This window comes from Bacillus salipaludis, assembly GCF_004358205.1.
Window position 1 is genome coordinate 23,267 of the sequence record NZ_SMYO01000023.1, and the last position, 20,679, is coordinate 43,945.

Annotated in this window: 17 protein-coding genes; 9 read left to right on the forward strand and 8 right to left on the reverse strand. The window is 36.9% G+C overall.

Features of this window, described 5'->3' with window-relative positions; all coding sequences use genetic code 11:
• Positions 1 to 55 precede the first annotated feature (55 nt).
• From E2K98_RS26735 to E2K98_RS26755, 5 genes are all read right to left on the reverse strand, one after another.
• Positions 56 to 1,153 (reverse strand): GerAB/ArcD/ProY family transporter, encoded by a 1,098-nt coding sequence (locus tag E2K98_RS26735; RefSeq protein WP_133339556.1) that lies wholly within the window; start codon positions 1,151 to 1,153, stop codon positions 56 to 58.
• A 28-nt stretch (positions 1,154 to 1,181) separates the two neighbouring features.
• Complete coding sequence (locus E2K98_RS26740; RefSeq protein ID WP_165976396.1) at positions 1,182 to 2,408, reverse strand: Ger(x)C family spore germination protein; 1,227 nt, start codon at positions 2,406 to 2,408, stop codon at positions 1,182 to 1,184.
• Positions 2,389 to 3,873: a spore germination protein gene (locus tag E2K98_RS26745; protein ID WP_133339560.1), complete on the reverse strand. Its 1,485-nt coding sequence runs from the start codon at positions 3,871 to 3,873 to the stop codon at positions 2,389 to 2,391. Before E2K98_RS26745 ends, E2K98_RS26740 begins: the two co-directional genes overlap by 20 nt.
• A gap of 227 nt (positions 3,874 to 4,100) precedes the next feature.
• Positions 4,101 to 6,029: an alkyl/aryl-sulfatase gene (locus E2K98_RS26750; RefSeq protein WP_133339562.1), complete on the reverse strand. Its 1,929-nt coding sequence runs from the start codon at positions 6,027 to 6,029 to the stop codon at positions 4,101 to 4,103.
• 288 nt (positions 6,030 to 6,317) lie between these two features.
• Positions 6,318 to 6,710, reverse strand: coding sequence for a GNAT family N-acetyltransferase (locus tag E2K98_RS26755; RefSeq protein ID WP_133339564.1), 393 nt, complete (start codon positions 6,708 to 6,710; stop codon positions 6,318 to 6,320).
• A gap of 463 nt (positions 6,711 to 7,173) precedes the next feature.
• Here E2K98_RS26755 and E2K98_RS26760 point away from each other — a divergent pair, with 463 nt between their 5' ends.
• The 4 genes from E2K98_RS26760 (at position 7,174) to E2K98_RS26775 (ending at position 12,179) form a co-directional block, all read left to right on the forward strand.
• Positions 7,174 to 7,974 (forward strand): glycosyl hydrolase family 18 protein, encoded by an 801-nt coding sequence (locus tag E2K98_RS26760; protein ID WP_235824941.1) that lies wholly within the window; start codon positions 7,174 to 7,176, stop codon positions 7,972 to 7,974.
• A 212-nt stretch (positions 7,975 to 8,186) separates the two neighbouring features.
• Entirely contained in the window at positions 8,187 to 9,542 is a 1,356-nt protein-coding gene (locus tag E2K98_RS26765) for a TrkH family potassium uptake protein (protein ID WP_133339566.1), read from the forward strand.
• A gap of 45 nt (positions 9,543 to 9,587) precedes the next feature.
• On the forward strand, positions 9,588 to 10,505 hold the full coding sequence (locus tag E2K98_RS26770) for a VOC family protein (RefSeq protein ID WP_133339568.1): 918 nt from the start codon (positions 9,588 to 9,590) through the stop codon (positions 10,503 to 10,505).
• Between the two features lie 639 nt (positions 10,506 to 11,144).
• A complete protein-coding gene (locus tag E2K98_RS26775) occupies positions 11,145 to 12,179 on the forward strand; it encodes a DUF3231 family protein (RefSeq protein ID WP_133339570.1) in 1,035 nt (344 codons plus the stop codon).
• Between the two features lie 271 nt (positions 12,180 to 12,450).
• On the opposite strand, the gene E2K98_RS26780 is transcribed toward E2K98_RS26775, so the two are convergent.
• Complete coding sequence (locus E2K98_RS26780; RefSeq protein WP_133339572.1) at positions 12,451 to 12,915, reverse strand: hypothetical protein; 465 nt, start codon at positions 12,913 to 12,915, stop codon at positions 12,451 to 12,453.
• Positions 12,916 to 13,744: 829 nt separating this feature from the next.
• Between E2K98_RS26780 and E2K98_RS26785 the strand changes: the two genes are divergently transcribed.
• From E2K98_RS26785 to E2K98_RS26795, 3 genes are all read left to right on the forward strand, one after another.
• Positions 13,745 to 14,359 (forward strand): FMN-binding negative transcriptional regulator, encoded by a 615-nt coding sequence (locus tag E2K98_RS26785; protein ID WP_133339574.1) that lies wholly within the window; start codon positions 13,745 to 13,747, stop codon positions 14,357 to 14,359.
• Positions 14,360 to 14,384: 25 nt separating this feature from the next.
• Positions 14,385 to 15,095, forward strand: a complete 711-nt coding sequence (locus E2K98_RS26790; RefSeq protein WP_133339576.1) for a B3/B4 domain-containing protein — start codon at positions 14,385 to 14,387, stop codon at positions 15,093 to 15,095.
• Positions 15,096 to 15,483: 388 nt separating this feature from the next.
• On the forward strand, positions 15,484 to 16,455 hold the full coding sequence (locus E2K98_RS26795) for a tRNA dihydrouridine synthase (RefSeq protein WP_165976398.1): 972 nt from the start codon (positions 15,484 to 15,486) through the stop codon (positions 16,453 to 16,455).
• A 129-nt stretch (positions 16,456 to 16,584) separates the two neighbouring features.
• On the opposite strand, the gene E2K98_RS26800 is transcribed toward E2K98_RS26795, so the two are convergent.
• Positions 16,585 to 17,385: a COG4705 family protein gene (locus tag E2K98_RS26800; RefSeq protein ID WP_133339580.1), complete on the reverse strand. Its 801-nt coding sequence runs from the start codon at positions 17,383 to 17,385 to the stop codon at positions 16,585 to 16,587.
• Positions 17,386 to 17,706: 321 nt separating this feature from the next.
• Positions 17,707 to 18,633 (reverse strand): alpha/beta hydrolase, encoded by a 927-nt coding sequence (locus E2K98_RS26805; protein WP_165976397.1) that lies wholly within the window; start codon positions 18,631 to 18,633, stop codon positions 17,707 to 17,709.
• A gap of 472 nt (positions 18,634 to 19,105) precedes the next feature.
• On the opposite strand from E2K98_RS26805, the gene E2K98_RS26810 reads away from it, so the two are divergent.
• Positions 19,106 to 19,693, forward strand: coding sequence for a TetR/AcrR family transcriptional regulator (locus E2K98_RS26810; protein ID WP_133339584.1), 588 nt, complete (start codon positions 19,106 to 19,108; stop codon positions 19,691 to 19,693).
• A gap of 181 nt (positions 19,694 to 19,874) precedes the next feature.
• Positions 19,875 to 20,564, forward strand: coding sequence for an alpha/beta fold hydrolase (locus E2K98_RS26815; protein WP_133339586.1), 690 nt, complete (start codon positions 19,875 to 19,877; stop codon positions 20,562 to 20,564).
• Positions 20,565 to 20,679: the final 115 nt, after the last annotated feature.

A 20,679-nucleotide genomic window follows, 5' to 3' on the forward strand; every position in this document is an offset into this window, starting at 1 on the left:
ATAATAGCACATAAGGGAAGGGTTCAAAACTAAAAGCCTGATAGGTAGGATTCCTTTAAAAGGATTTCGCTATAAATTTCTTTATGAACAAACTGATAACTAAGATTAATGGAATGACAATTTGAAATGGAATATGGAAATAAATTGGAACGACTTTCAATCCGATGAATAAGTGTTGAATAATATTTTTAGATAGCGTAAATGCGAATAAATAGGTTAGGATTGCTGAAATCATGGTTATCAGATTTAAATTTCTCTTTGGAAACAAGTGGACAAGAATCATTAACCCACTGTACATAAAGATTGAAATTTTAACAAATCCACCAATTAAATTAAGGAGAACAGCAAAAGCTTCTAAATGTGATAGGATATCTAAGATGTTAGTTAATTCTAAAGCTTTTACAAATGGGAATACATATAAGTTGACTGTTTCAGAACTTAATAAGCCCAGTATCATTTCTCCGACTACAAGCAGCAATAAACCTGTTAAACATATAGAAATCCAGCCATATTTTCGTAAAGTTTTAGTATTGTTTACATTTGGAAATAGCATCATAAATACGATAAGCTCGCCATAAGGAAACGTTAATCCGGTTGGGAAAACAGATGACATTATCTGTTTCCAACTTGTCCGGAATATTGGAGTTAAATTGCTCACCTCAAAATAAGGAGAAAGGTATCCAAATATCATGAGAACTAATATGATAACAATTGAAAAAGCACATAAAATCAATGAACTCCTTGCTATAGCTTCAATGCCAAGTAAACAACTATAAAACACCACCAAAAGAAACGTGAAAGATATAATCCAAAAAGGAATATTGTTAAAAAGCACTTCCCCGATGAAAAAAGAGAAATCTTTTAAAACCCTTCCTGCGATGTATAAAAAGTATAGACTATATATAAGCCCAAGTATTTTGGATACCCACTTTCCTAATCCTAGTTCTATAAGTTGAATCAAATTTCCCCATTCTCCTAAAGAGTGGAGGATGATGTAGAGATAAAAAATTCCTACCCCTATAAATATCGATAGTAAAATGGTAATCCAAACATCTTGACTAGTTTCAAAGTTCCAGCCTACGACGATGGCACTTCCAAGCAAAAAGTTAATCATTAAGGAGAATAATTCCAATGGAGCCAGTTTGATCATCATTTAATCTATTCCTTTCTATGGACAAAGCCTATTTTAAAGACGATGAAATTTCTCCTATATCCATAAGATCCACTTTTACATTTGTTTGAATTTGTGCAGTTGAGTATACGGAATTCCAGTTGTTTTTTACTTTGTTCCACCTTTTTGGTTGTTTTCGGTACAAAACTTCCCCAAATCCATTTATATCAGTCTTTTTATTTTGCGTTTTCACTATCAGCTGATTAATCTGTTTTTGGAGTTCAAGTTCTGCATCATGTTCCAAAGAGGAAATGGCTTTTATGGTAGAAGTATCTAAATTACATGATACGTCGGACAGCTTTCCTTTTATTTGAAGCTGGAGAAGAAAGGCTGGGGCCCCTTTTTTATCTTGTATTTGAATAACAGGTTTGCCTCGAACGTCTTTCCAGGTTACATATCCAGACCCTCTTTGGCACTTTGTTATCAAGGTGGTATCCCGAATTTTGGTTTTTGTTAACCCATATAAGTTACTTTCCGATGAAGAAAGCCAATATGAAAACCTTTGATGTTTGAATACGGCAAGTCCCTCTATCTCAATTAAGGCTTCTGGTGTAGCTTTTTCAATATTGTCCTTCGAAGATCCCTTTAATAAATCACCCTTTATGGAGATATAAGGGATGGTTAATTCAGTTCTTTTCCTATTTACCATTTCCTTAATTTTATTGGAAGTAATATCAGTGAGATTCCCCCAGGACTCTCGTTTTCTAGTGAGCATCTCATCCAATCGGTTTCCCGAAATTTTTTGAACAGGTGTAAAGATTTGAAGCAATTTTTCCGCTTTTACTCCCTTAGATATAACAATCTTGATGTTTGCGGGTAAATTTGATTCACGCATAAAGTAATGGGTGATGGAAGAAATTTCATCAGATTTTACAAGTGATTCCCCTAATACTGCGACTTCAGTATTATCCAAGAATATAGTTCGGGCTAATTTATTATGAATACGGTCGATTGCTTCAGGGATGGTCCTTCCTTGTGCACTGTATGTATACGCACCTATTTCAGCAGCTCCTTCTTTGCTGTTGGCGGTTGGATTATATATTTGTATGCTAGCAATGTATCCTTTCTCGTTTTTATCGATCCCAATTGCGGAAACTATACTGATTTTATTTAGCATACTATCCTGCACTTGTTTGCTAACGATTATGGAGATGATTAATCCAATCGCAAGAAACAAGGTTATCATTGATTTTGTGTTCGTTTGCTTTACCTGATTGTTACGCTTCATCTGTCTCATCCATATTTTCTTCTTTCGTAAAATGAGACTCATCATTGATCATTTCATCTAGTGATAGTTGAATCGCGCTATCTTTTAAATCATGAGCAACGAACGGAGCAAAAGGAGATAAATAGGGTACCCCAAAACTACGCAATGAACAAAGATGGAGTAATAATACAAGTGACAATAGGGCTATACCGTAAAAGCCAAGAGCTGCACCCCCGGCTATAAAACAAAGAGTGATATTTGCTGCCGTTATTCGCAGTTGGTAAATAGGGACAACACTAACTAAAATATACGTAACACTTACGATGACTAAGCTTGGAGGTTCGACTAATTGTGATTCAATTGCAGACTGTCCTAAAATAATCCCTCCAAAAATAGACACTGTAACAGCAATGTTTTGCTGTAAGCGGGTGGAGCTTTCGTTTATGGCTATAATCACGATAATCAATATGGTTACTTCTAACGAGGTAGGAAATGGTACTAATTCTCGCTGTGATACAAACCCCACTAACAGTTTGACTGGTAACAAGTTTGCATGGTACGTCATAAAAGCTACATATGCGCCAGGAATATATAAGGATAAAAAAAATAGTGAAAATCGAATTAAGCGCGTATTAATGAAACCTGTATTACTAAAATAATAGTCCTCCGGTGTTTGGAAAAATTGAATGAGCACCGCAGGAGCAATTAGGATATAAGGAGAACCATCTACAAAGATGGCGATTCTTCCTTCCAGCATTTCGGCTGCTACTACATCAGGTCGATCTGTATTGAGCACGAGTGGAAAAAAAGACTTGGACTCCTTTGTAAGAACGGACTCAATATAATTCGCTTCCAAGACTGCATCTAAATGGAGGTTTTCAAGGCGTTTATAGATTGTCTCTAGTATTTGTTTATCCACTATATTTTCAATGTACATTACAGATACGTCGGTATGGGTGTTAGTTCCATACTGTTTGGTGGATACTCTTACATTTGGATTTTTGATAATCTTTCGAACGAGAGAAATGTTTGTACTCCTATTTTCAGTGAAACCGACGTCAGGACCTTTAGCAACTCGTTGTCCTTTAGGGCTTTCTACACTGCGAGCATTCCATTTTGTCGTATCAGTTGAGAGGAAGGTACTTATTCCTTCCAAAATAACTAGGGTTTTGCCTTTCAGTAACTCAGATGAAGCAAGATTCATATCTTCCACTCGTGTAATCTTTTTTACTTGAATAACAGATAATTCTATAAAAGAAAGCAGTTCCACATCAGTTTGGAATCCCGGTAGCTTATACGATAATAAAGGTTCTATTACGTACTGCTGAACCGAATTCGAATCTACGATTTCATCGATGAACAAAACTGCTGCTTGCTTATCTATACTGGTCAAAGTAATTTCTCTTATTTGAAAATCCGAACTCTTCCCCAACATTGTATTTAAGGCTTGTATATTATAATCGAGAACACTTGATGTTTTGTTGTTAAGGTTCATTTGGATCACCTGAGATTCATTTCAATTTATTTTATTTTCTCTGCAAAGGTAAAAAAATATGCAGAGGAAAGGGATAATAACACGTTGTAATTGTTTTGGAGGTAGGGACAGAAATATAGCTTTTATAGGATATAAATAATAAATGAAAGAAAGCGAACTAGATTCCGTTCGCTCTCCCAGTGAAATTATTTAAAGTATGATGAACGGATGCGGTGAGGGGTGGGGACTTATGGAGTCATAATATTGAAATGAGGATCTATTTTATCCAGTACTCCCAAGAATGATTGCCATTTATTTTTATCTCCTTGGATAATAATTATGGAGTTATTGGTTTGAATATTAGTTGTTGCAAGTTCGTATAATCTATCTTTCCACATGGTAACAGTTAAATCAGCTCCACTAATTAGCTCATTTTTAAGATACCTAAATATGCCTCGCTTAATTTCTGTTGAGGCTAATTCATTTCGGTCGGGAATGACAAAATTAATTTTAAAATCAAAATCTCCTGCTTTGATTCCATCAACTCTAATGCTTAATAAATATAAAATACTTTGAAGGGGAATCGTATCTAACACATCATTTGTTATTGTCGAAATTGGAATTGTTTTTTTGCCGCCTCTTAGTTCTTGGGCCCCCATTAAATACTCATTTCTCCATGGAGCTGATTCCGCAATATATCCTAATTGTTCTAATGCATCTGCACATAAAAGCTTAGCTTCTTGATTGTTTGGATTATAATAAATGACTTGCTTAGTGACTTCTGCTACCCATTGATACTCGCCATCTTGATAAGATTTTTTTGCTTTTTCAAGTACAGCATCTTCCCCCCCCATAAATTCCACGTATTTACTAGCTGACTCCTCTGGAAGTAATTTATTTAAATCGACTGGATTTCCATTATACCAACCCATGTATTTTTGAAAGACTGCCTTTGCATTATGATTAACTGTCCCATAAAAAGAACTGTTATACCATTCGTCACTTAGGCTTTTTGGCAGTTTCACCATCCGTCCAACTTCTTCCAATGTGTACCCTTGATTAATAAATCGTAAGGTTTGATCATTGATATATTGATACATATCTCTTTGTTTTTCTAAATAGTTAATACAATTATTATTTCCAAACCGTGGCCAGTTGTGTACTCCAAAAACACTAGTCAAGTCGTCACCAAATAAATCGATGGTTTGCTGTAAATTGGATGCCCAAGCAATGGGGTCCCTAACTTGGGCCCCTCTTAATGTATATAAATTATGAAGTGTTACAGAACAATTTTCTGCAATGCATAAGGACTTTTCACTTGGAATATAAATGTTCATTTCAGCAGGTGCTTCAGTTCCCGGAGTAAGTTGGAATTGTAAAGTGACACCGTCAATTATTTTTTCTATAAAGGGTACGTGACCGTAAGATGAAATTTCTTCAACATTATTCATTAAAGTCACTGTCCCAGTAGGCAATGCTTTACCAATTCCATTATCTATCTGTCCTTTATTATCATGTGGCAAGTGTAGCCCGAACATAAATGCACCTCGTCTATTCATGGCCACCCCTGCAGTTATATTTTCTTCAATTACAGATTTCATAAAATCTTTTGGAACGTAGATGACAACTGACTTTTCATTATCAGAAAGAACTCCTGAAATTCCACCGTAATGATCAACATGCGAATGAGTAATTATAATTGCTTTTATTGGGAAACTCCCTAAATTATTTGTTATTAATTGAAATGCAGCATCTGCAGTTTCTGTGCTAGTTAGACAATCAATTACAATCCAACCAGTTTTCCCTTTTATAACACTCATATTTGCGATGTCAAAACCTCTTACTTGATAAATATTTTCTGTTATCTTATACAATCCTGCATGGAGGTTTAATTTTGCTTGTTCCCATAGCTTTGGGTTTACTGTATCAGGTGTTTGTTCGTTTAATAAAAAAGAATATCTGCTTAAATCCCAAACCGGTAACACTGTGTTTTTTCCGTGAATAACAGGGAAAGGGACAGGAACCAATCGATTCTTTTTTACTAATCCATCTTCTATTTCTAATTTTCCCCAATTGATATTTTTAAAAAAATTCTTATTTATTACCTGTGTTCGAAACGTTGCTCGTTTTCTAGTCGTATCGAATTCATTTTCACTATCTCGTTCATAAAAGTGCATCATAACACCTCGACTAATATTAATCTATGTATATATATAATGTAATAAAAGGGAGGTTTATGATAAAGTGGAGCACCACCTTGTAAACATGAAAAAGATGGTGCAATGTCTGTGGATGAATGTAGGAGTTTAGTCAATTTAATCATTTTGAGACGGATAATCAGCATTCGTGGAGGAAAAATTAAAATAATTTTCTTGGTGATTATTGAAAAATGATTATTTGCTTTAAAGAATAGTGCAGCAAGATTTCAAAGTAATTTTGCCTATACATTTCTGAATTAAAGTAAATTAATTCGGCGCAGCCATTAGTTCTTTCATATCTTTCTGCAAATCTTCAATTATGTTGCATTTATGTAAAAAAGCTTCCGTGTTTTCAGTTGGAAGAATTGGCGTAGTAGGATAATGTCTTTTTAAAGCTTTCACCAAATGCTTGCCGAATCCCTGATTTCGATGAGAGGGATTTATGGCAATATGTTGCAATAAGATTTGGTTATTTTTAAACAATATACCTATCAGGCCTACTATCCCTTCTTTTTCTTTCCACAGGTAGAGCGTTCGGTCTTTCTCCGTATCATACTCATTAATGGTGATCATCATTTTTTTAAGATCCTTTTCGCTTGGAATAAAGGATAGGAGCCCCATTGCAATTTTTTCATAACTTTTTTTATATTTTATTAGCAAAAAACATCCCTCACTTATTAAAACTCTACGTGACAATACCCTCAGAATCACCGAAAATTCTATCTGATTTTTCAGAATTATAACACAGCTATATATCAATTTCTTAATAAGAGCATTACATTTCAATATCAGAAAACTTACAAAAAATTAATTTGCTCCGCCTATGTACAAAAAAGGTATAGTTTAGGGTTTTATAAGTATTTTTTGAATGCTTTCTCTATTCTTAGCTAAAATTATGTGTACATAGTAGAGAAGTAGGTGCACGATTTTGCGAAAATGTTATCGGTCATTCATCATCATTTTTTTGAGTATGACCTTACTACCACTGACATCCTGTAGTCAGTCACAAAGCAAAGTGGAAACTAAAACAAATAAAACTCCTCGTGAAGTTCTAGGTTTCTACACTGAACAGGAAGGAAAATATCCAGGGTCTCAACCTATAATTGACGCGGAATTCACCAATTTGAGCATCATTGCTCCCTTTTGGTATAAGCTTGATGATCAACATCCGGGAAGTCTTATCGATTCTGTTACAGCGGACCATAAGCGAATGGTAATTCAGAATGCTCATAAAAAACATCTGAAGGTATATCTAGTTGTTCATAACCTTCTATATGAAACGGTTAAGGAAGGTAAACAAGTAGCGAGTGATGTGCTTGATCACGATATGAACCGCCATATGTTCATTCAAAACTTGCGAAAGGAAATCAATCAGTTTGAATATGATGGGATTAATATTGACATGGAAAATTTGTATTTATCTGACCGGGATTCCTTTAGTCTGATGATGAAAGAATTGTCTGATGCGCTGCATCATGAGGGGAAGGTGGTGACAGTTTCAGTCCCGCCAAACACAGGCGATTCCCGGGCGAATCCCTGGTCACCGTGGTTTGATTACGCAAAACTTGGTCAATTTTCTGATGGGTTAATGATTATGACCTACGATGAACATAACCCCAGAACAAAACCCGGGTCGACGGCATCAGTTGATTGGACAGAAGCAACCATTCTTTATGCTTTGAAACAGGGAGTGCCTTCCACAAAAATTTTACTCGGTATTGCTGGTTATGGATGGGACTGGGATACTACAACGAACAAAGCCGTTTATAGTTCTTATGCACAGGTAATGGGGCAGAAAACAAAATATAAAGCGAAAGTTAAGTGGGACTCTATTACGCAAACACCCCATTTTGGTTATACAGATGAAGAACATCATCGCCACCAAGTTGGTTCGAGAATAGCTCCAGTTTGCGGGTTAAACTAAACCTAATAGAAAAATATAACCTACGAGGCATTGGGATTTGGAGACTCGGCTTAGAAGACCCCAAGTACTGGACGGTCATACCGGAAAAAATAAAAGTAAAAAAATAGCGAGGGTATGATTTGCATTAACAATATGAATATCGGACAATGAAAGGATATAGAGAAAGAAAAAAACATTTGGATTATTCCACTAAAGGGGTAACATGGAGAGACATGGAAATTTTAAAACAGAAAAAAAAGATCTCACTACAACCTGCGCAATTAATCTTCATTTATTACTTCATTGCTGTGGTGGTTTCAACTATATTATTAATGCTGCCGATTACATTAAAACCCAATGTTCACTTAACGTTGATTGATGCGCTATTTACTGCTGTAAGTGCGGTTAGTGTGACAGGATTATCCACCATTACGATCAATGAGGTTCTAAGTGTTCCGGGAACATTTATTTTTGCGCTCATTTTGCAATTTGGCGGAATCGGAATTATGTTTCTTGGAACAACGATTTGGCTTTTAATCGGAAGAAGGATCGGAATAAAAGACCGAATGCTGATTATGACGGATCAAAACCTTCCCACTTTTTCCGGATTAGTTAAGCTCGTCAGAAATATCCTGTTCCTCTTTATAATCATGGAATTAGTAGCGGCTATTATTTTTGGTACATACTTTTTAAAATACTTTCCTACCTGGCAGGAAGCTTATTTACAAGGTTTCTTTGCGTCTGTTAGTGCTGCCACCAATGCGGGATTTGATATCACAGGAGAATCATTAATCCCATTTTCCCATGATTATTTTGTGTTAATCATGACGATGGTGTTGTTAATAATAGGAGCGATTGGTTTTCCAGTACTGATGGAAGTGATACAGTTTTTTAAACACCGGAAGAAAACACCTTATCGGTTTTCTTTGTTTACAAAAATTACGACGCTAACATTTTTTGCCTTAATTGTAGTCGGCACCATATTGATTTATGGATGTGAATATAATCGTTTCTTTGCCGATAAATCTTGGCACGAGTCTTTTTTTAATTCGCTGTTTTATTCGGTGTCTTCTAGGAATGGTGGACTTAATACAATCGATATTAATGAATATTCACCGCCAACTTTATTTATTTTAAGTATTCTTATGTTTATCGGAACATCTCCAAGTAGTGCGGGAGGAGGGATCAGGACGACTACTTTTGCGATTATGATATTAAGTATCTATTATTTTGCGAACGGAACAACGACCATAAAAATTTTCAGAAAGGAAATCGCGATGGAGGATGTCATAAAATCCTTTATCGTCATTACAACAGCGATGATGCTTTGTTGTATCAGTACCGTCATACTTAGCATCTTGGAACCGAATTTTTCATTATTGGAGATTATCTTTGAAGTTTCATCTGCTTTTGGAACGGTCGGTCTTTCCATGGGAATCACGGCAAAATTAAGTGTCATGGGTAAAGTTGTCATTATGATTTTAATGTTCATCGGAAGAATCGGCATCTTTACCTTTTTATTAATCATGGGTGGTAAACCACTTAAAACGAATTATCATTATCCAAAAGAGCGAATCATTATAGGTTAAAACTCAGTGCAGGAAATTTCCATTGAAGATAAAGGAGGAGTAACAATGACAAACACAATTCAAAAAATCGTTCCGCATTTATGGTATGACCGGGAAGCAAAAGAAGCAGCTGAGTTTTACGCTTCCATATTTCCAGATTCCAAAATTACAAATGTAACGACAATCCACGGCACACCCTCAGGTGATTCCGATATCGTTTCTTTTGAGCTATGGGGGGAGAAGTTCATGGCCATAAGTGCAGGACCTTATTTCAAGATCAATCCATCGGTATCTTTCATGGTTAATTTTGACCCATCGCGAGTAAAAGACGCGAGTGAAAAATTAAATGAGGTTTGGAACAAATTGTCCGAAGGTGGCACAGCATTGATGCCGCTTGGCCAGTATCCATTCAGTGAAAGGTATGGCTGGATACAGGATAAATATGGTTTGTCCTGGCAGTTAATCCTTACCAATCCTGAAGGGGAAGAACGGCCTGCAATCTTGCCATCACTTCTATTTGTCGGTGATAAATGCGGGAAGGCGGAAAAGTCGATTAACTTTTATTTATCCGTATTTAAGAATGCAAAGCAGGGACTGATCGCCCGTTATCCTAAAGGCATGGATCCTGACAAAGAAGGAACCATCATGTTCGCTGATTTCTGCTTAGATAATCAGTGGTTTACAGCAATGGATAGTGCGCATGGGCATAAATTCAGTTTTAACGAGGCCATCTCCTTTATGGTGTACTGCGACACACAAGAAGAGATTGATCACTACTGGGAAAAGCTCTCTGCGGTTCCGGAAGCCGAGCAATGCGGCTGGTTGAAAGATCAGTTTGGTCTATCCTGGCAGATTGTGCCAAGTGAGATGGATAAGATGATGAGTAAGGGCACACCTGAGCAGCTAGAGCGCGTAACGAAAGCATTTCTTAAAATGAAGAAATTTAATCTTGCGGAATTACACCAAGCCTACAAAGGATCATGATAATCCAGCTAATGAAAGATCTTGGATATTCAAACGTGTGATGGAGGAATTAAAATCGCTAGGTTTGAGAAAAATAATTCACCTATTTATGCTGCTACGATTGAACAATCTTAAGAAATAGCGTTGTAAATCCTTATACAAGAAAAGTTACGAGTGCCAGGACCTATTTAGAACTAGGACATGCTGGCACTCTTTTTTTATCTTTTTCCGATAAGGTGTTCCAGAGTGGTGATAATTCTGCCAATGTTTCGTTCATACTAAGATTGAATCAATCCTAGGAATAGTTTGAATTTTCTTTTCAAAAAAAAATAAAAAAGGGGAGTTTCTATAAATATGCTAGTGGAGCGTATCATCCTGATAGCAATGTGGTTGACCGGATTTATTTGCTTGATGCTGTTTATTCCGAACAATAATCGGCGCAAGGGAATCTTGGCATTATTGATTTTTCAAGCTTTCATCTGGCTTTGCGATATGCCTTCATTTCAACTAAATTTGCTAAAAGCTCCTGTACGGGTAAAGACCTTTATTATTGAGCGAGACGGTAGAAATCTTCTAATTCGATTTTGAATGGCTTATCTATCGAGTATGATTCCAATTGAAGGTAAATACTAATCAAAATCAGGTAGGAAAGGAGATACCATGGAAACAATTAAGCCAATTAAATTAGGTTCATATAAAGAAGATACTAGTGAACCATTAACTTCTGCAGAAATGGGCAAACTTTGGGCTACTTATATGGGAAACAGCATGTCAAAATGCATATTAAGTTATTATCTCCAACATGTTGAAGATAAAGATATAAAAACTTTATTAGAAAATGCATTAAAATTAAGCTTAAAATTTATGAATACTATTGAAGGAATTTTTGAAAAGGAGAACTTCCCTATTCCTAAAGGTTTTGGGGAAGAAGACGTAAACCTTGGAGCTCCTCGTTTATTTCAAGATCGATTCTATGTTCATTATTTGAAATACGTTGCAAAAGCAGGAATGAGTATCTATAACGTTGCAATACCGCTTATGATTAGAAGGGATGTTAAAGAATTCTTTAGGAACTGTATGGATGCCACAATGGACTTAATGGCGCAAATCAATGAAATATTAATGAATAAAGGATATATTATCAAACCTCCTATTATACCTGTACCAGATAAGGTGGAGTTTGTTCATCAGGACTTTTTAAATGGTTTTTTGGGACATGTGCGTTCGTTACATGCATTAGAAATTGCTCACCTTTACGATAATATTGAAAATAATACTGCGAGCAAAGCGCTGATTATGTCATTTGCCCAAGTGGTAAAGGATGAAAAGATACGGAAATTGTTTGAGTGGGGCAGGGACTTGACCTCCACAAGCATCGAACACTATATGCAAAAGCTACATGATGAGAATCTACCTACACCTTCTTTTTTGGATGATTTGGTGACAACTTCAACTTTTTCACCCTTTTCAGATAAAATAATGTTATTTCATAAAATGGATATGTTCTCGATGAAAATAAGAGCATTTGGAAATTCTACTGCTGTTAACGGAAGGCATGATATCGGGCTAATGTATTCAAAGTCGTTATTGAAAATCTCACAATTTGTTGAAGCGGCAGCAAAAATTTTTATTGAAAAAGGGTGGATGGAACAACCGCCACATGCTGTTGATCGAAATAAGTTAGCAGCTAAATGAGGTTTAACATGATGGAAGGTCACTTTTTAAAGTATGAAAAGTAGAAGTATTTAGATTAATCAGGGCAATTCGAAAACAAACACCTTCACAAATGAGTGAAGGTGTTCGTTTATTTAATGGGGAATAACCATCCATGCATTAGATAAATAACACATGACTACAGAAGTTTGGGTAGCTGGTTTCAGCTGAAACAGTGGAAAAAGTTAATTTTGATTTAAAAAAGACGGTGTTTCCTTCACTCAAGAATCATCGTCTTTATTAATGTAAAACATTAATTTTTTTTGCATTTTTTTAATAGATAACGAATCAAAAATCCAACCAATAATCCTGGGATTAAAAATAACATAGGAAGAAAAATTGGACCGAAAAATACTCCGAAAATAGTAAATTTCGTTGAATACATTAGTCCTACTGTAACGAAATATGCACCAAAAGCGAAAGGTAAAAAGGAAAACGGTCCACTATTCTCACCTGCATGCTTGAAGGCGTCATACATTGCAAACATGTAAACACATGGATAAAACATCAGCCATTGATAATCAATTATTTGCACTGCCTCACTTATTTCACCTAAAAAACTTAGCATAATAGCTTTATTAAATGAACTCATTACGTTAATAAGGAATTCTAGGAATATAAAAAGCATGCCTTTGATCAGCTGTCCATTAAGAATTTGACCAAAACCGGGAAGAGCAATGCTCCAAAATACAGCTTCAATTTTGTTTGTTTTCCTCATCACTCAACTAGCTCCCCCCTTGTTGCCACCAACTGCGGTTCCATCTAATTGTTGATTCATTACTCATTGATTCTTCCTTCAGCAACAGGACTAGAAGCTTTTCTAATCATTTTTCTATTATGTACTGAAACCATAAATGACAATTGCAAAACCAACACATATAACATACCAAATCGTATGAGTCATCTTTTTACTTTAAAAACTCCAAGGTTTTATCAACCACTTTTTCTTATTCGCAACAATGCTAAGTACACTTATGAACAAGTTGGTAAAACATGCCGCAGGCAAGAATCTAAAAAATGAATTTTTCCCCATGAAAGGAACCGATAGCCACGGAGAACACCATTTTTTTATTGTGGTTAGACATAAATTTGCTCCTTTACTATTTTGTTAAACTTAATATTTCCTTTTTGGAGAAAAAAATGATTAAAAGTATATACCCAAAACATAATTTCTGGAATTATTGACCTGTTTTACGAAATTGAAACGGTTGTTCTATTTAAGCTAAAGGGGCAGTCTGCACAAAAAGAAGGTTTCCTAGAGCATAGCATTATGGGGTACTTTTTAAATGGAGATAAATATTTAATACTAGTTTAAAGGTAAGGAAAAAACTACTTTTTAAAAGCAGCTGATAATCCAGACTAGAGTGCGATTGTGAAACAAAAAGTTGGAGAGTTATCTGTAAAGGAATAAATGGTTATTTTTTTGCTTTCCTTTCTGACATGTATACTTATTTATTTTTGTACCTTTTTCTATGTCAGAATCTATAATATTATTTTTTTATCGGATATTAATAAAAATTCAATGACAAGTTGAAAGGATGAAGATTATGTATATTCCCAAGCAATATCGTATGAATCATGATGAAGCAGTTCAAATGATGAAGTCTTATCCGTTTGCCTTAATGGTTACTGTTGATGGAAATCATCGCCCCTTGGTTACTCACATTCCGTTGGAAATTCGTGAAGAGGAAGGGAAAATCTATGCGAGCGGGCACATTGCATACGGAAACATGCAGAAGAAAACGTTGGATAACAATCGTGATGTCCTGCTAATTTTTCAAGGACCGCACGCTTATATTTCGTCAAGTTGGTATGAGATTGATGAGGTTCCTACATGGGATTATCTTGCTGTACATGCCTATGGTACGGCACGTGTAATTAGTGGGGACGAGCTGAAATCAGCTTTGGATACAATGCTTAAACGCTACGAGTCTCACCGTGAAAACGGCCGGCTCTGGGATACGTTTGACCCAGAGTTGCTTGAGAGTGAAATGAAAGGAATCGTTGGCTTTGATATTGAAATCACCTCTATTCAAGGTGCAGCCAAAATGAGTCAAAATCGCAGTGATGCCGATTATAAATCGATTATTGCAAAGCTTGAAAAATCAAATGAACAAGGGGAAAAACAGGTTGCTCAGTGGATGCGTGAGCAACGGAAATAAGGTAATTAAAATGGAGGGATCATATATGCCTAGATTTATTATTGAAGATGATTTTTGGTCGTTATTCCCTCATGCAAAGATCGGCACTATTATTTGCCAGGGGATTGATAATTCAATAAGAGATGTTGGAATCTACGATCAGCTGCTGCAGGAGGCAGAGAAAGAAGCACATAAGTTTCTCAATCTGGAGGACTTCAGTAAGAATCCAGTCATATTCGTTTGGCGAGAAGCTTTTCAGAAATTCAAGACAAAAAAAGGGGCCAAATGTTCCATTGAAGCTTTATTAAAAAGAGTGAAAAATGGCAGTCACATCGGAACCATAAATCCGCTTGTTGACATCTACAATTCCATTTCATTGCGTTATGGGTTTCCATGTGGTGGGGAAGATATCGACACTTTTGCGGGTGATCTTCGGCTAACGATGGCAAATGGTAATGAACCGTTTATTCCATTGGGAAATGATGAAAATGCTTCGCCATATCCAGGTGAAATAGTTTATAAAGATGATGATGGCGCAATATGCAGATGCTGGAATTGGCGTGAAGCTAAGAGGACGATGCTAACAGAAAATACAAAAAATGCATTCCTCTGTATTGAATTAATTGATGAAGCAAGAAGTGCTGAGTTTCATATGGCGCTTAAAGAATTGTCTGATTTAGTGTCACATCATCTTGGTGGTAATGTGAAGATTGAAGTGTTAGATCGTAATAATCGGGAATTGACAAACATTGGTTAAGCTCAATTTTTGAATGTTTGGACTAGGAGGAACCTACTTAGACCGACCACGTGATTTCCTAGTGCCAGTGGGCGTGGGGAATCGCATGTAGTGCAGCGCTTGGTTTACAGCCAAGCGTTTTTTTATTTGCTTACAACAATAGAGGCTCTGATTGTACTGACCTAGTCATTTTAGACACACATAAAACTACTTTCCAATTTAAGGAGAGCTAACGATTCCATTGATATTCGCAATAAATTTTTTACAAATAATAAATGTCCAAGGATATTTGTGTTTGATAATAAGTTATAAAGCATGATATAAGTGTATAAGGAGTGGAACATTTGGCTTTATATTTTTTTTGCCGAGTGTATGAGTTATATCCATAATGAGAGGATTTGAGTTTGAATTGATCGATAATTTTTGGCGTGATTTACCACGACCATTTTTTATACTTGCACCAATGGAAGATGTGACAGATGTTGTTTTTCGTCACGTAGTAAGTGAAGCCGGTCGGCCGGATGTATTTTTCACAGAGTTTACAAACTCGGATAGCTATTGTCATCCAGAGGGTATGAAAAGTGTGCGTGGCCGTTTGACTTTTACTGAAGATGAACAGCCAATGGTGGCGCATATTTGGGGGGATCATCCCGAATATTTCCGCCAAATGAGTATTGGCATGGCAGAGCTAGGATTTAAAGGCATCGATATTAATATGGGCTGCCCTGTACCGAATGTGGCATCGAGAGGGAAAGGTAGTGGCCTTATTCTGCGTCCAGATGTTGCGGCAGAACTTATACAAGCAGCAAAAGCGGGCGGACTGCCTGTCAGCGTGAAAACCCGACTTGGCTATAAGGAGGTACAGGAGTGGGAGGAGTGGCTAACGCATATTTTAAAACAGGATATTGCCAACCTATCTATTCATTTACGTACAAGAAAGGAAATGAGTCAGGTAGATGCGCATTGGGAGCTAATTCCGGAGATCAAAAAATTACGTGATCGTATTGCGCCAAATACGCTACTCACCATCAATGGAGACATTCCGGACCGTCAAACTGGACTGCAACTTGCCGAACAATATGGTATTGATGGCATTATGATCGGGCGAGGTATTTTTAAAAATCCTTTTGCTTTTGAAAAAGAGCCAAAAGAGCATAGCAGTAAAGAATACCTTGATCTTTTAAGACTGCAGCTTGATCTTCAAGATCAATATGCGGAAATACTGCCGCGTTCAATCTCAGGGCTGCATCGCTTTTTCAAAATCTATGTTAAGGGATTCCGTGGAGCTGGTGAATTAAGAAATCAATTGATGAACACAAAATCAACTGATGAAGTGCGTGCATTGCTTGAACACTTTGAGAAAAATGTTGATGAGACGTGAACAGAGTTATGATTTAACTCACAAAAAGTTCATTTATATATTAAAGTGAAGCTGTCCCAAAAGGGTTGTCATGAAACGACCTTTTGGGGCAGCTTCCATTTTTCCTCTTTCAACTTTTACCTTTATTTATTAGGATACTCTTTCCACACTCTCGTTCGCTTCCATGCTTTTCGCGGGTGAACCTCCCCGAAAGACAACGAGGATTATAATAAGGAGCAATAATACAAGTGTAACCAAGCCTTTACCGATTCCTAGACCACCGTGGCTCTGAGATGCCCCTAACCAATCCGAGAACGATGCACCCACCGGACGCGTCATGATATAAGCGAACCAGAAAGCAAAAATTTCATTTAGACCAAATAATTTGTAACCCAAAGCTGGAATAGCGAGCAAGACAGTAAACAATACACCTGATGAGAAGTAACCCAAATGCATGCTTGATGCGGTCATATCGCCTGCGGCGGTACCGAGTGCGAATGTAACCAGTACGGTTAGCCAGTAAAAGATTTCACGGCGACGGGTGAAAATGCTGTGTACGGACAAAGTTTTTTCTTTGGAAAACCAAGTGATGAGAACACCGGCAAGTGTCACTATAAAGAAGATGGTAGACACGATGTAGGGGATGCCGAGTCCGACACGAACGACATCAGCAGCCATTGTTCCAAATATACTGACCATCACAACAACTAACCAATAGACACTTGGTATATAACGGCGTACTTTGAACTGCAGGATCATGGCGGCTACAAAAATTAGTACACTTAAAGGTGCAGAGATAAGTGGATTTAGATTTTCGAATAAATAATCAGAGGCCACCTCTCCCATTCCAGTAGTCAGTAGCTTCGTAATCCAAAAGTAGAGTGTAATTTCGGGAACCTTCGCAAACATTTCATTTGCCTGATTCATGGAGACTGATAAAGCTTTGTTCATAGTAGACCTTCTTCCAATAATGATTAATAACTAGGATTAAATAGTTTTCATGTAAATTCCTATGCAAAAATTTTTACCAACAAATTATTTATAATAAAGCAACCTGAATTCTGACTGAATTAATTGTTAAAGAATGATTAAGAATGAATAAATAGTACATGAACTAACTCAGGTTTAAATTTGAAGGGGTGTGTACCTTCAACCGTAACCATGATAGAATTTCAAACTAAAAAACCTCGCCATACATTGACGAGGATTTGACCTAATATATCCCAAAAGCTAGGCCAAAGATGGAATAACCAGAAGAGCAAGGATCCGACTTTAGGCAAGCTTTAAGTATTTATTTAGAAACCGGAGAACACGACGCTCATACTCTTCTTTATTCAAAAGATACGAATGAATATGGTCACCATCTTCTGTCAGCCACAATTCTCGAGTGTTATCTGGTGAAATGGATTGAATAAGTTTTTCACTCTCGGTATAGGGAATCGCTTCATCCGTTTTACTGTGGATCAATAAGAAGGATTTTCCTTTCGTGTTTTTCACATTATTGATTGGTGAAACTTCAGTGGGGTCAATTTTGAGGAGTTTTCGCATGGAATGATAAATGATCGGTGTAAAAGGCTTTTTGGGTAATTTGCTCCAATAGGAAAGATTTTCTTTTAAAAAAGCTTCTAAATCACTAAAGGGACTGTCGGCTATGACGGCAGAAACCGCAGGATGTTCGCATCCAACAATAAGCGCAGTGGAAGCACCCATACTCCAGCCAAGCAGCGCAAGCTTTTTCTGCTTTTTTTTCTGAATCGAATACTCAATCGCTGCATATAAGTCGTGCTTTTCAAAAAAACCCAACCCTGTGGTTCTTCCTTTTGATTTACCTGCATTGCGAAAATCAAACATTAGCACATTATAGCCTTGTTTCGAAAGAGCTTTGGCGAGTTGCAAGCCATCAATCCCTTCCATGGCTCGTTCGTTCATATAACCGTGTGCAGTGATGACGGTTTTACTACTTTGCTTGGAAGCGGCAGGAATCCACCAGCCAGACAGCCTTACTTGATCTTTTCGGCTGAAAAATTCAATCTCTTCGAATGTAAGTCCGTAGTCCTTCGGGTTTTTTGTGGTTTTTGCCGGGAAAGGATGAGTAAGATAAAGTCCGATTCCAAGAGGGGCAAGAAAAAATACAGCGGGTGCTGCCAAAAGTGGTCCCCACAGTGATTTACCTTTTTTACTTTTTTTCTCCTCACTCAATATCAACTCCTCCTTTCTTTTTTCATTCATCGGTACATTATCATATGTCGGTGAACATCAAAACGGAAAAACATTTAGTCCCATTTTGTATCGTTTTTGAAAAGGATTGTGTTACTTTCGGAGCTATCATTGGCTCAGCTAAATTGGCGGAGAAATAGCGCACAAAAATGGTAAAAAGAAGGTAATAAGCAATTTTTGCACCATCAAGTAAGTGATTATTTTTTAATTCCTCAATCTTTTCTAATTTGAGCAAATAGGAATTTATCATTGACTAACCGTTCATTCAATAATAAAATAATACTGTATATTATGTTAAATAATGGAAGGTGTGGTGTGTATTTATTAAGACATGAACGGGAAATAGGATCTGGGTGTTCAAGTGAAATAGATTATGCAGAAACTTTTGTTGACACTGACATATTTGAACATTTATATGAAGAAATCACTGCTTTTATGGAGGATTGAAGATAAAATGCCGCGAACACCTGAAGAGAATGATCGTATTCGCCAACTGTCAAAACAAAAAATTCGTGCTGCCGCTATGGAGTTATTTATTAAACAGGGATATTATGCTACCTCTATTAACGATGTAGCTAAACAAGCGGGCATTTCTAAAGGGTTACTATACAATTACTATAAAGGAAAAGAAGAACTGCTGTCTGAAATGGTCGAGGCTAGAATCAGGGAAGTGATTGAAGTAATGGAAGGAGCAGCCGCTCTCGAGAAACCCAGTGAGCAACTTAAACACATTATTGAAGGAGCGATTGATAATATCCATCAAAGTCCAGAAGTCCATCGATTCTATCTGCACCTGCAAACTCAGCCAGAGGCAGACGAAGAGTTGATTAAATACAGTAAACTCCTTATTAAAGAGAACGCAAGAATGTTTGAGGTGCAATGTAAAATATTTGAAAGGCTGGGAGTAAAGCAGCCAAGGAAACGGTCGTTATATTTTTCATCCGTCCTTCAAGGTATTATGTTGATGATATCTACCTATCCACAAGAGTTTCCGATAGAAGAAATAAAAAAACAAATCATTCAAGAATTTTGTACCGCATAAAAAGGGAAGTGAAAATTTCAACCATGAAAATAGAAGAGCACTTCTTAAGTTAAAAGGTCTTCGTTTATCATTCCAGATTGATTGCAGATCGCAGGCAATAATCACATATTAGCTGAAATATGTAGGTATGGAATTAAATAAATCGGGTTTCAAATGGCGAAGCCCTTAGGAGATGAGCGAGATGGAAACACGGGTAAATCAAATTGAATTGAATGGACTCACTTTTCAATATCGAGAGAGTGGGGACCCTTCTGCAGCACCGCTTGTTTCTCTTCACGCACTGGGGAAAAGTGCAGAATCATGGGATCAGGTGGCAGTTGCTTTAGCAGAAAAATACCGCGTTTTAGCTTTAGATCAGCGGGGTCACGCTGGGAGTGCAAGAGCTGGAACTTACACCTTTGAACTGATGTGCGATGATTTGCTTCATTTTGCGAATGCGATGAATTTAGAACAATTTACGTTACTTGGTCATTCCATGGGAGGAACTGTATCCTATCTTTTCTCGGAAAGATTTCCTTCAAGGATAGAAAAGTTGATTGTTGAAGACACTCCACCTCCTTTTCCAGATAAGCCAATCGAGATTCCTTCTAAACCTCCTGCTCACCTGCCATTTGATTGGCTGGTTGTGCCTTCGATTCTAAGGCAACTTAATGACCCCAATCCCGAATGGTGGGCACGTCTTAAGGACATTATCAAGCCAACTCTTATTATAGGCGGTGGGTCCAGTCATGTTCCCCAAAATAAATTGAAGGAAGTTTCTGAACTTATTCCGAATTGCGAATTGGTGACGATAGATCATGCCGGGCACTTTGTGCATGATGATAATTTACCAGCCTTCTTAGCTACCGTAAAAAGCTTTCTTCGTTCATGAGTTTTCGAATGCTTTCGTTTTCCTAAAAGTGAAATAATCTCATTGACCATACGACATCATGAAAGTCCTGATTTTTTTGATCTAAAAAAATCTATAAAAAGAGTGGGGGATTGGC

Excerpts from the sequence above, each read along its gene's own strand:
- E2K98_RS26735 (WP_133339556.1), bottom strand. The coding sequence starts at position 1,153 with ATGATGATCAAACTGGCTCCATTGGAATTATTCTCCTTAATGATTAAC.
- E2K98_RS26740 (WP_165976396.1), bottom strand. The coding sequence starts at position 2,408 with ATGAGACAGATGAAGCGTAACAATCAGGTAAAGCAAACGAACACAAAA.
- E2K98_RS26745 (WP_133339560.1), bottom strand. The coding sequence starts at position 3,873 with ATGAACCTTAACAACAAAACATCAAGTGTTCTCGATTATAATATACAA.
- E2K98_RS26750 (WP_133339562.1), bottom strand. The coding sequence starts at position 6,029 with ATGCACTTTTATGAACGAGATAGTGAAAATGAATTCGATACGACTAGA.
- E2K98_RS26765 (WP_133339566.1), top strand. The coding sequence starts at position 8,187 with ATGGAAATTTTAAAACAGAAAAAAAAGATCTCACTACAACCTGCGCAA.
- E2K98_RS26770 (WP_133339568.1), top strand. The coding sequence starts at position 9,588 with ATGACAAACACAATTCAAAAAATCGTTCCGCATTTATGGTATGACCGG.
- E2K98_RS26775 (WP_133339570.1), top strand. The coding sequence starts at position 11,145 with ATGGAAACAATTAAGCCAATTAAATTAGGTTCATATAAAGAAGATACT.
- E2K98_RS26780 (WP_133339572.1), bottom strand. The coding sequence starts at position 12,915 with ATGAGGAAAACAAACAAAATTGAAGCTGTATTTTGGAGCATTGCTCTT.
- E2K98_RS26785 (WP_133339574.1), top strand. The coding sequence starts at position 13,745 with ATGTATATTCCCAAGCAATATCGTATGAATCATGATGAAGCAGTTCAA.
- E2K98_RS26790 (WP_133339576.1), top strand. The coding sequence starts at position 14,385 with ATGCCTAGATTTATTATTGAAGATGATTTTTGGTCGTTATTCCCTCAT.
- E2K98_RS26800 (WP_133339580.1), bottom strand. The coding sequence starts at position 17,385 with ATGAACAAAGCTTTATCAGTCTCCATGAATCAGGCAAATGAAATGTTT.
- E2K98_RS26810 (WP_133339584.1), top strand. The coding sequence starts at position 19,106 with ATGCCGCGAACACCTGAAGAGAATGATCGTATTCGCCAACTGTCAAAA.
- E2K98_RS26815 (WP_133339586.1), top strand. The coding sequence starts at position 19,875 with ATGGAAACACGGGTAAATCAAATTGAATTGAATGGACTCACTTTTCAA.